The organism is Bacillus sp. EB106-02-03-XG38 (assembly GCF_058792175.1).
Window position 1 is genome coordinate 18,096 of sequence record NZ_JBYTED010000005.1, and the last position, 9,737, is coordinate 27,832.

Sequence of the window (9,737 nt, forward strand, 5' to 3'; positions counted from 1 at the left end):
AATGGCAAAAAACTTCTTGAAAAATGAAGTAGCAGTTAAAATGACAATGGTTGGATTTGGTCAAGCTGGTACTAGAATGGTAGATAAATTTGCGGAATATACACATACAGATGGCACAGCAGTATATAATTGCTTAGCACTAAATAGTAATGATGGAGATCTAGCTGAATTAAAAAATGTACCAAAAAGTAATCAAGTTTCACTTAAATTAGGTGGTTTAGGTAAGAACCCGGAGCGTGCGGTAAAAGTTCTTGATTCAAATGAGGAAGCAAAAGAAAAATTAAAAGAATTTATTACTGAACGTGTAAGACCTTCTGATGAACTTGTTCTATTCTTTGCCGGTTTAGGTGGAGGAACAGGAACTTCTACAATCATTAAAGCTATTGAAGAATTTTCGGCTTTTCATAACAAACCAGTAATCAGACAAGAATTACAAAAAGTTGCGAAGCAATATCCAATGTCTGAAATCAAAGCAAATCAAGCAAAGTTTGCGAGAATTGCCTTTGAAAATGCTATTGAGCGCAAAGATTTTATTAAAATGGGGATTGTCGTAACACTTCCCGTTCGAGCGGATGGGCCCGATGTATTACGACAAGTAAATAAATTTTCACAGGAGATTTGGAAATTAGCAAATGATAAATCCAAAGGTGTAGCCTTTGTAGTATTTGCTGATAATCAGCACTTCTACGATGAATTTAAGGGATTAAATGAAAATGAGAAAAAAGGTATCGCCAATTCACGGGATTATGCAAATCAACGCATTAGTGAAATTATTCATGAGCTAAATACCGCTGCCAATGGATCTGGTACATCTGTAATACTCGATTCTCAAGACTTTAAGCGTATTTTACTTGAGAAAACAGGCTGTTTAGTAATTAATAAGGTTTCACGTAATATGAACCAGATAGAAAATAGCCATGCAATTATAGAGATGTTCCAAGAATCATTAAGAGGTAGCTCTTTCCATCCTCCAATTGATTTGATGAAGAAGAATAACGACGGTTCTGTAGAAGCATCAAAAGTACATCATTTTGGTATGCTTGCTATCTTAGATGAGCAAAAAAATATTAATGATTCCTTTATGGATGATGCTAAGGTAGAAGTTTCAAATAATCTACCTATAAACGGTACAGTTTTTAACGGATATTTGGTAAGTAAAAATGATTTCTTAGGAAGTGTATATACGTTCTATAAAACTGATGCATTACCATCGAGACTATCTAAAGGATTAGTTGAAGAATTTAATGAGTTTAAAGAAAGACAAAGCCAGATTCAGTTTACAAAGTCTCAAATTAGTACTATTGAGAGTATTGATGAGGATGAGGAGTTAGGTTTTGCATTTGGAGATTTTATCGATATGGGTAGTGACGAAGAAAATAATGCTGGAGCAAATGAAGATGAAGATTTATCAGATTTTCTAGATCCAGATAAGATGTTTGGTACTACAAAATAATAAAAAAGTCTGGACTAAGTTCCAGACTTTTTTTGTTATTCCACAGAATTCATAAGAGATTTTATATAATCAATTATATTATCCTGTATATACTGTTCAATGAAAAGTTGTTTTTTACCCAAATCTTCCTCTTTTTTAAACCATCCTACCTTTCTGGTACGTTCATATTCAGCTTTACTATTCCACAGGCCTTCTGCTTGTTTTCTTAATTCCTGTCGTGCTCTGTGTTCAATAATAAAGTTATCAAGTCTTTCTTGACGTTGACGTAATTTTAGAGTTTCAGCATCCTCTGGTTGCGGTAATTGTTTAAGTATACTGTCTACCCTCTCTTCATAACGAGACTCAATATGTTTTATTTTTTCCTCTAACTGTTTAGTTACCATTTTTTCAATGATTTCTGCAGTGGCCTGAAGGTTTAATTCAGTAGACACTTCATTTGATTGATTTTCTGGTGATACAGGTCTCAAATCGAATTGATGTGGTAATAGGTCAATAATTGCATCTAAAGACCATTTCTCATCCCTTTTTTGTTTAATAAATAGAGCAATTTCAAGATCTAATGCATTATAGAGTTTTTCATTTGTATTTTGGGTTCTTAACGTTTCGTGGAGCCCTTTTTCTTCTAAAATGTTGAACCAATTATAAACGGTATTGTGATGACGTCCAACTAGTTTAGAGAATTCAGTTATTCGCCATGCTTTTTCAAAAATATTATCATCTAATATGTCATCATCGTTAATTTGATGGTCTTGTGATTCGTTTTTTTGTTCAATCATTGTAACAACCTCCTTAAAAATCAACTCATGAACACTCAATTTGGAATTAACATGTGAACTGAGATTAACATGTTAGGTATTACTTCGCTAATATGTATGTAAATCCCTATGTATTCAGTAACTCACATGAAATATAAAATTAACATGTAATTGAATGTTTGTTAACAGAACATTGACTATTGATATAAAATACGCTTGATTTGTTGATGCTATTGTTACCCCAAAGTATATAAATGGCAATGTTCTATCAATGGATACCCCTATTCTTTATGTTAGCAAGATCAATGATAGTTGCCATGAGATTAACAAAACACGTTACTTAATACTAATGATAAGGAAATATAGGTATTTTGTAAATAAGTTATGAGGAGATAATCAATGATAGTGCAGAAAAATAAGCCGACGTAAGCTAGGGAATTTAAATTGTAATGTATAATAGCTAGAAAAAAAGGTAATAATATTACCAAATTAGTAGTTTTTATGAGAGTAAATATAGCTAGGTATTTAAAATTAGAATTAATGTGAATGGACTTTGGGGTCTAATGTTTACTCTATGTCACGATCAATATGATATTTACGAGTATTTTTAATAGTATATGGAATATTTATGATAGATTTATGTCGATGTGTTAGCACCTATGATTTTCAAACAATACGAAGATGTGATTGGCTTAATTTCCAACAGGATAGCTTTTGTCAAAGTTGGAAATTATCCAATTTGAACAGAAATCTAACCCCCACTGACATTAACATGAGATATGAAATTGACATAGAGAGGGTTTTTGTAGGTAACTATCAATGTCTTGTTAACCGAACTACCATTAGTTATCGCTGTATTAGTGGTGTTCCTATTAAAGCGACTTATTTATATGAGGACAAATATAAGAAAAACTTATTCAAAATGACTGGATATGTTTTTTAACACCCTGTAATATTGCTTACTTTAGTGGAGAAACTAACATAAAGTTAATTATTTACTTGATTCCGTTATGGATATCTACACTCCTATTATTAACATGAAATTGATATTTAAACGCATCAATATAATTTATTGTCAATTTCATGTTAACCATAAAGGATGGAATGTTAATGTAGTAGTTTTATATATGTTATTGATATCTTGAACTTTGTACAGGATTAGAAGTTTTATATTATTAATTTATTTATTATAAGTTTAAGTTATAGGATAAATAGCTATTAACAATTTCCCTAATATAAACTGTTTTTTCAGGGGTGTTAATGAGTATTTATGCTTATTGCATTAAAGGTGTTAACATGAAATTGATATTTAGAGCTAGGTTTATCGTTACATGTCAATGTCGGTTGATATGTCAATGTTAGCGCGTATCACAAAGAGGCTTATTCTTGCCCGTATGATATCAATAATGTTTAATTGTGTATAAAGATTATAGTTTTATATACAAAAGCGCCAGATTTCTTGAAGTGATCATCTAAATATGGTAGTACGCTAAAAGGTTTAATTGACATGTAAAAGTTAGTTTAAATGAGAGTATCGAGGATTCCAATGGATAATCCCTTAAATCTACACTACTATCATTAACATGAGGTAGATATTAAAATATCTTACTACATTCTATTGTCAATTTCATATTAACTGAAATAATGAAATGTTAATACGATAGTTTCATATAAGTTATAGAATTAATAGCTATTAACAATGTTTTTATTAAAAAAGATGTTTTCCTATAGTTTTTTATAAATATTTATATTTAATGCAGCGAAGGTGTTGATATGAAATTGACATTTATCCTGGGTTTTGTGGTTACATATCAATGTCGGTTGATATGTAAATGTGAGTTATTATTTCAAAGGAGGATTTTCTTATTTAAATGACATCAATAATAGGGATAATGTAGTTTTGAAAGTTCAAATGGTATATAAATATCCCGGTATTTTGTATAAAAGCTCCAGGTCTCTTGAAGTAATCATTTAAATAAGTAATACGTTAAAAGAATTGAATGACATGTAAAAGTTAGTTTCAATGAAAGTGACAAGGATCTGAATGTATAATTGCTTGATTTCGTGTGTATAATTAACATGTAAACAATTATTGGTTGAATCTGTTGCAAATACCTGCACACCACTATTATTAACATAAAATTGAATTTAAATACTTTACAATATTCTATTGTTAACTTCATGTTAATCAAAAGGATGAAATGTTAATGTGATAGTAGATTAATAGATTGCGATTTGCATTTGATTAGAAGTTTTATATTTAGTTAATAAGTAATTAATTTATTAAATGTTTATATTACAGGATTAATAGCTATCAACAATATTACCCTTAAAACGTTTTTTAATTATTAATGAGTATTTGTATTTATTGCATAAAAACTGTTGATATAAAATTAACATTTCTTTTCGCTTTTTGATTGATATGTCAATGTCGGTTGATATGTCAATGTGAGTTTAGGGTGCGGAGTGTTTTTTTTTTTGTTCATATGACATCAATAATAGAGATAATGGAGTTTCGAAAGTTGAATAATATATAAAGATTATAGTGTTTTTTACGAAAGCTCCAGATTTCTTGGAGTGATCTTTTGAATATAGTGGTCTGTTAAAAGAATTTATTGAAATGTAATAGTTTTTCTACATTAAGATGATAAAAATCTAAATGTAGAAAAACTATTAACAGATGGTTATTTATAATTTTTCTATTAAGAATTGTATCTTATAAGATGTTAATGATATCTAATATATATACTTATTCTATTGAAATGTTGATATGAAATTAACAATTCTCCTTGGATTTTTCTTTACATATTAATGTCGGTTTATATATGACTGTGAGTGTAATTAATAAAATGGGCTTTTATTGTTTACATAATATTAATATGAGGGTGATTGTATGTTAAGCAGTTTTAAAAATTTAGTCGTAAATAATATTACGAGTTTTTTTTATTATAAATGCAGATTTTAAGAAAATAATCTTCTGTACATGGTATTATTCTAAAATTTGTTTGATTAATATAGAAGTTTGTGTAATTAACTGTATTTTTGAGTTTAGATACATGTAAGTATAGAGAAAGAGGAATAGATATATATGCACAAGGATGTAATAAAGCTATTGACTTTTAAAAATTATAGCTTTATTCTTATGTGTGAATGACAATTATTCAAGATTAATATACAAATTAATAGATTTAATTTCTAGCTAAACGGACACACCGAAGGCACATAACCTGCCATTGGTGTGTCTTTTTTTGTATATATAACATTTGAGAGGGAGAATCCAGGCTATGAAGGAAATTGTAAACCTGAGTAAAAAGAGATTTACAAAGTATTGTGAGGATAATACAACATTTGAGGAAAGTATTAATCGAATGATTAATCATTACTTTTTGCAGTTAGGTAACAGAACTAATATCTTACAAGCAAGAGAATTTAATAACGAAGTTGAAGAACAAAAATTTAAAAATAATGTAAAACGTTTTGAAACTTTATTCCCAGCAGCAGCTAAGAATGCGTTTTTAAAAGGGTATCAACTTTGCCTAGAGTTTATACATCATCCTGAAACACAAATTCCAGACAATTTATATACTGATCCTAACTTTATAAAAGATATTCCTTTTGCCTTAGCGAATGCATCTGAATTTGAATTATACGAAATTATTCGCACAGATGAAACACAGGAGTTTTGTGTGTTTGCCGTACGAACATATGAGGGGATTCATCCATTACTAGAACAAGTATTCTGTGAAATCGCATTCGCTGGTGCTGAATGTGCTTTTGAACATGAGCGATTGGAAAAAGGTTTTGAATTAGAGAAAGGTGAGATTACCTCGTTAACCAAGGCTCCTATAGATCGTCTTTTTGCTATTACGCCTTCAATTAATGGAGTTGTTGTGCATGCAGAAGAGTATTGTGAAATCTGGAATCTAAATTGGAATAGTAAAGTAACAATTGATGATCCTTTTATTGAGGTTGCTGAGGTTACATTTATTTATCAAACAAAGGATATGATTCAAAAAAATATTGAAGATGGTGTTTTATACTACAGCATTCTTTATCTTGATACACCTTTACATGAGATACAAAATCGATTAGAAATACGAGTAAAACTAAATTCTGATTTTGGGGCTCCACGTCCAATGGACCAAGTTGAAATGGAGTATATTCTGAATGAGATTATTGGGAAGGTTCATCTTCAGGCACAAATTCCAATTGAAAACATGATTTTAATCCAACGTTAGAGTTTGTAGGAGGTTAACTATGGGGAAAAAAATCGTTTTAGCTATTAGTGATACTGTATATACGGCATATTTACGTGAGGATTTTATTAGTGTGGGATTTGAAGTAGCTGATAGTGATGTGATGCACATCAAGTACCTAGATGAAATTCTAGATACGGAACAGCCCAATATTCTATGTATTAATGACAAACGATTAAATATTGATGCAGGACATGAAGAGAAACGTGAATTGATTATCTTACAGAAACTAAGAGATATTCGCTTTAATCGGGATATTCGTATAGTGGTATTTACAGAGCGTGAAAATGAAGATGAGTTTTTGGCGAAACTGATTTATCTAGGTATCTATGACATTTTTAACTCTCGTAAAATTGATATTGATAATAAAGTCATCCCACAGCTGCTGCAGGAATCGGATATTAAAAATGTAGTGGAGATTGTAGGAGCAAGTCAGGGGCCGAAACAAACGAAATTGCCTGAAGTTCCTGTTGATGAGGAAGAAGGAGAAGTGTCAAGGGAATTAGAGGAAGATAGTAACAACGAATCTGCCTCTAATTCCAAACTATTTAAAAACAAACAAAAACGTAAGTCTATTCAGGAAAAAACTCCAAAAGCACCAATTGTTAAAAAACAGTATAAATTGGCCTTTCAGCCGGTATATGGGGCACAAATTGGTATTGCCATTCCAAGAAAAACAATTGTTGTGGCCAGTATGAGTACAAGAAGTGGAGCTACCTTTGTTTCACATCTTTTAGCTGCGTATTTAAATGAACTACAGATAGATGTGAACTATATAGAGAATCTATATGATGAGGGATATACGTATCCGTTACTAAAGGGATATACAGAAGCACCAGAAAACTATCGTAGTGAATTTATGTTGCAGCGATATAAAGAGATGTTACAGAAGGAATCTGATATATTATCAATTCAAAAGTGGAAGCAAGGAAGAATAAACTATATCGTAAAGAATCCTATTGTAGACCAAGAGTTGAAAAATGAAACTGAGCAGGACTTCGACCATTTTATTAAGGTATTATTGAGTAACCAAGAAGCACCTATTTCTATTATTGATGCAGGGAGCGATTGGGATAAATATTTATACCATGAAATATGTGAAATGGCAGATTACATATTCTTTGTAGCAGAACCAGAGCTACATCAATTGCTAAAGATAGCACATCCTCTTACACAAAAAGAGAGAAAAATCGTTTCTTACTTAGCTTTAGAAAAAACGAGAATCATTGGGAATAAATTTTCTCCAGCACTTTTAAAGCAGGAAGTAGTAGAAGAATGTTTTGGAGATAAGTTATTAACGGCTCTACCACCATATTCAGTTGAGGATGTATTTGAATCTCAACTGAATAGCAGTACGTTACTATCTAATCGGAACTATTATAAAGAGCTAGAGGGGAAAATGAAGGAAATAGCAGAGCTACTGCTACCAAATCAATTGTTGAATCAAAAGAAAGGTTCCATTTTAAGTGGGTTTCGATTTCGGAAGTCTGAAAGTTAAGGGAGGATGAAGAGGAGTGCAAAAGTTTATTGTTGCAGCAAGTATGCTGCTGTTATTTGTAGGGTGTCTATTCTTTGTAACTGATATGGTGATTGGAGATACAACACATACTGATAATAAATCTTCTTTAGAAAGGGGCGGAGAGATAGCATTGGCTAAGTCTGTAAAAGTAGGTACTCTTCGTGCAGAAGAAGAACTAGCTATTGATCCAGAAAAAGCGAAACAAGAGTTTGAAAAGGCGTATAACAGTAATGCGGATTTTAAAGATCCGGCATCAAAACGTAACTTCATTGTCCATGCTGTACAAGAGAAACCAGCAATGATTGCTGTCCAAGGTGATGCAGAAGCTGCTAGTTATTTTAAGCAATTTAATGAGAAAAAAGAAACGATAAAGAGTATAGCAAGAAGTATTATTATCTACGATGCGAATGCAAAAGAAAAACAATTAGGTGGAAACGTAAAATAAAGAAAAAGAGTAGGTGCATTAAGAATGCAAAATACAGTAACTACGGCTCTATTCCTTTCCCTTTCTTTATTATTAATTAGTCTTTTACCCGAAGGCGTTTTGTATGGAATACAGTTGGTGAAGGCACATAACTTTGCTGCTGATATGGTAGAAATCGCAGAGAATAAGGGTGGATTTCAATATGATTACAATGGGAAAAGGGTTGATTTAGTCCCTGGGATAGAGAAAAGAATGAAAGAAGAAAAGATGGATGGCTGGAAGTATGAGTATACAAAGGGACGGATTGATCATAATCAATCCCTTTCTTTCAAAGTGAAAGCAGAACACCATTTCTTCATATTTAAGCTAATTGGGGTAGAGGGTGTAAAAGCTCCGATATGGGCGGGTAAGGAAGGATTGGGACAAGTTTATTTTAAGTAGTGGAAGTAAAAATTCTAAGGTTCATACTTAAAAACTATGCTTTTTAGTATAGTTTTTTGCCAGAAATATATAAAATGCATTACAAGTCTTTTTTTATAAAAATATTACTCATGAAAACAACAGTTATAAAAATTAATTAATTTATATGTTAAATTATCTAGATTTTACGTTTAAATTCGGTACAATAAAAGAATCTATGAAAAAACTAATATATTTGGAGGAACAAACAATGGCAAATAAATTTTTAAAAACAGCAACAGTACTAACAATTATGGGTACATCACTATTAGGAGCAGGAGCATTTACAGCAAAAGCGGCTGATAACACAGATTCATTAAAGTTCAATGATGTTCCAGCAAATCATTGGTCTACAAAAGCTATCTATGATCTAGCAAACCGTAAAGTAGTATCAGGATACGGAAATAATGTTTTTGGTTTTGGTGACAATGTAACTCGTGGACAAGTCGCTCGTATGATATATGCATATGTAAAACCAATAGATGCAGATGCTAGCTTTAAAAATCCATTTACAGATATTAAAGGACATATGTTTGAAAAAGAAATCTTAGCACTTGCTAAAGAGGGGCTTGTTGCTGGTTATGGCGAGGGGAAATTTGGTCCAGATGACATTCTAACTCGTGAACAAATGGCGCAGGTACTTACAAATGCTTTTAAATTTAAAGCAACTAAAACAAAAACAATATTCACAGACATTGATAAAAACTCTTGGGCATATAATGCAATTAATGCATTAGAAGAAAATGGTGTTACAGCTGGTACAGGAAGTAATAAATATTCACCTCAAATGCATGTAACTCGTGAACAATATAGTCAGTTCTTATATAACTCTATTAATGTAGTAGAAAAAGAGGCTAAGCCAGAAGTGAAG

At 31.3% G+C, this 9,737-nt stretch carries 7 protein-coding genes; 6 read left to right on the forward strand and 1 reads right to left on the reverse strand.

Annotated features, from left to right (window positions below):
* Position 1: 1 nt before the first annotated feature.
* Positions 2–1,453 (forward strand): FtsZ/tubulin family protein, encoded by a 1,452-nt coding sequence (locus AC3WTI_RS20945; protein WP_097841296.1) that lies wholly within the window; start codon positions 2–4, stop codon positions 1,451–1,453.
* 35 nt (positions 1,454–1,488) lie between these two features.
* Here AC3WTI_RS20945 and AC3WTI_RS20950 read toward each other — a convergent pair whose 3' ends face one another.
* Positions 1,489–2,229, reverse strand: coding sequence for a MerR family transcriptional regulator (locus AC3WTI_RS20950; protein ID WP_097841297.1), 741 nt, complete (start codon positions 2,227–2,229; stop codon positions 1,489–1,491).
* Positions 2,230–5,492: 3,263 nt separating this feature from the next.
* On the opposite strand from AC3WTI_RS20950, the gene AC3WTI_RS20955 reads away from it, so the two are divergent.
* The 5 genes from AC3WTI_RS20955 to AC3WTI_RS20975 form a co-directional block, all read left to right on the forward strand.
* Positions 5,493–6,446 carry a hypothetical protein gene (locus AC3WTI_RS20955; RefSeq protein ID WP_097841298.1) on the forward strand — a complete coding sequence of 318 codons (954 nt, stop codon included), beginning with the start codon at positions 5,493–5,495 and terminating at the stop codon, positions 6,444–6,446.
* A gap of 19 nt (positions 6,447–6,465) precedes the next feature.
* Complete coding sequence (locus tag AC3WTI_RS20960; RefSeq protein WP_097841299.1) at positions 6,466–7,962, forward strand: hypothetical protein; 1,497 nt, start codon at positions 6,466–6,468, stop codon at positions 7,960–7,962.
* 16 nt (positions 7,963–7,978) lie between these two features.
* The gene (locus tag AC3WTI_RS20965) at positions 7,979–8,428 is read left to right on the forward strand and encodes a hypothetical protein (RefSeq protein WP_097841300.1); all 450 of its coding nucleotides are present in this window, start codon (positions 7,979–7,981) and stop codon (positions 8,426–8,428) included.
* 24 nt (positions 8,429–8,452) lie between these two features.
* Positions 8,453–8,848 carry a DUF4320 family protein gene (locus tag AC3WTI_RS20970; protein ID WP_097841301.1) on the forward strand — a complete coding sequence of 132 codons (396 nt, stop codon included), beginning with the start codon at positions 8,453–8,455 and terminating at the stop codon, positions 8,846–8,848.
* 229 nt (positions 8,849–9,077) lie between these two features.
* Positions 9,078–9,737, forward strand: a 660-nt coding sequence (locus AC3WTI_RS20975; RefSeq protein WP_492304391.1) for an S-layer homology domain-containing protein, incomplete at its 3' end; no start/stop codon positions are given.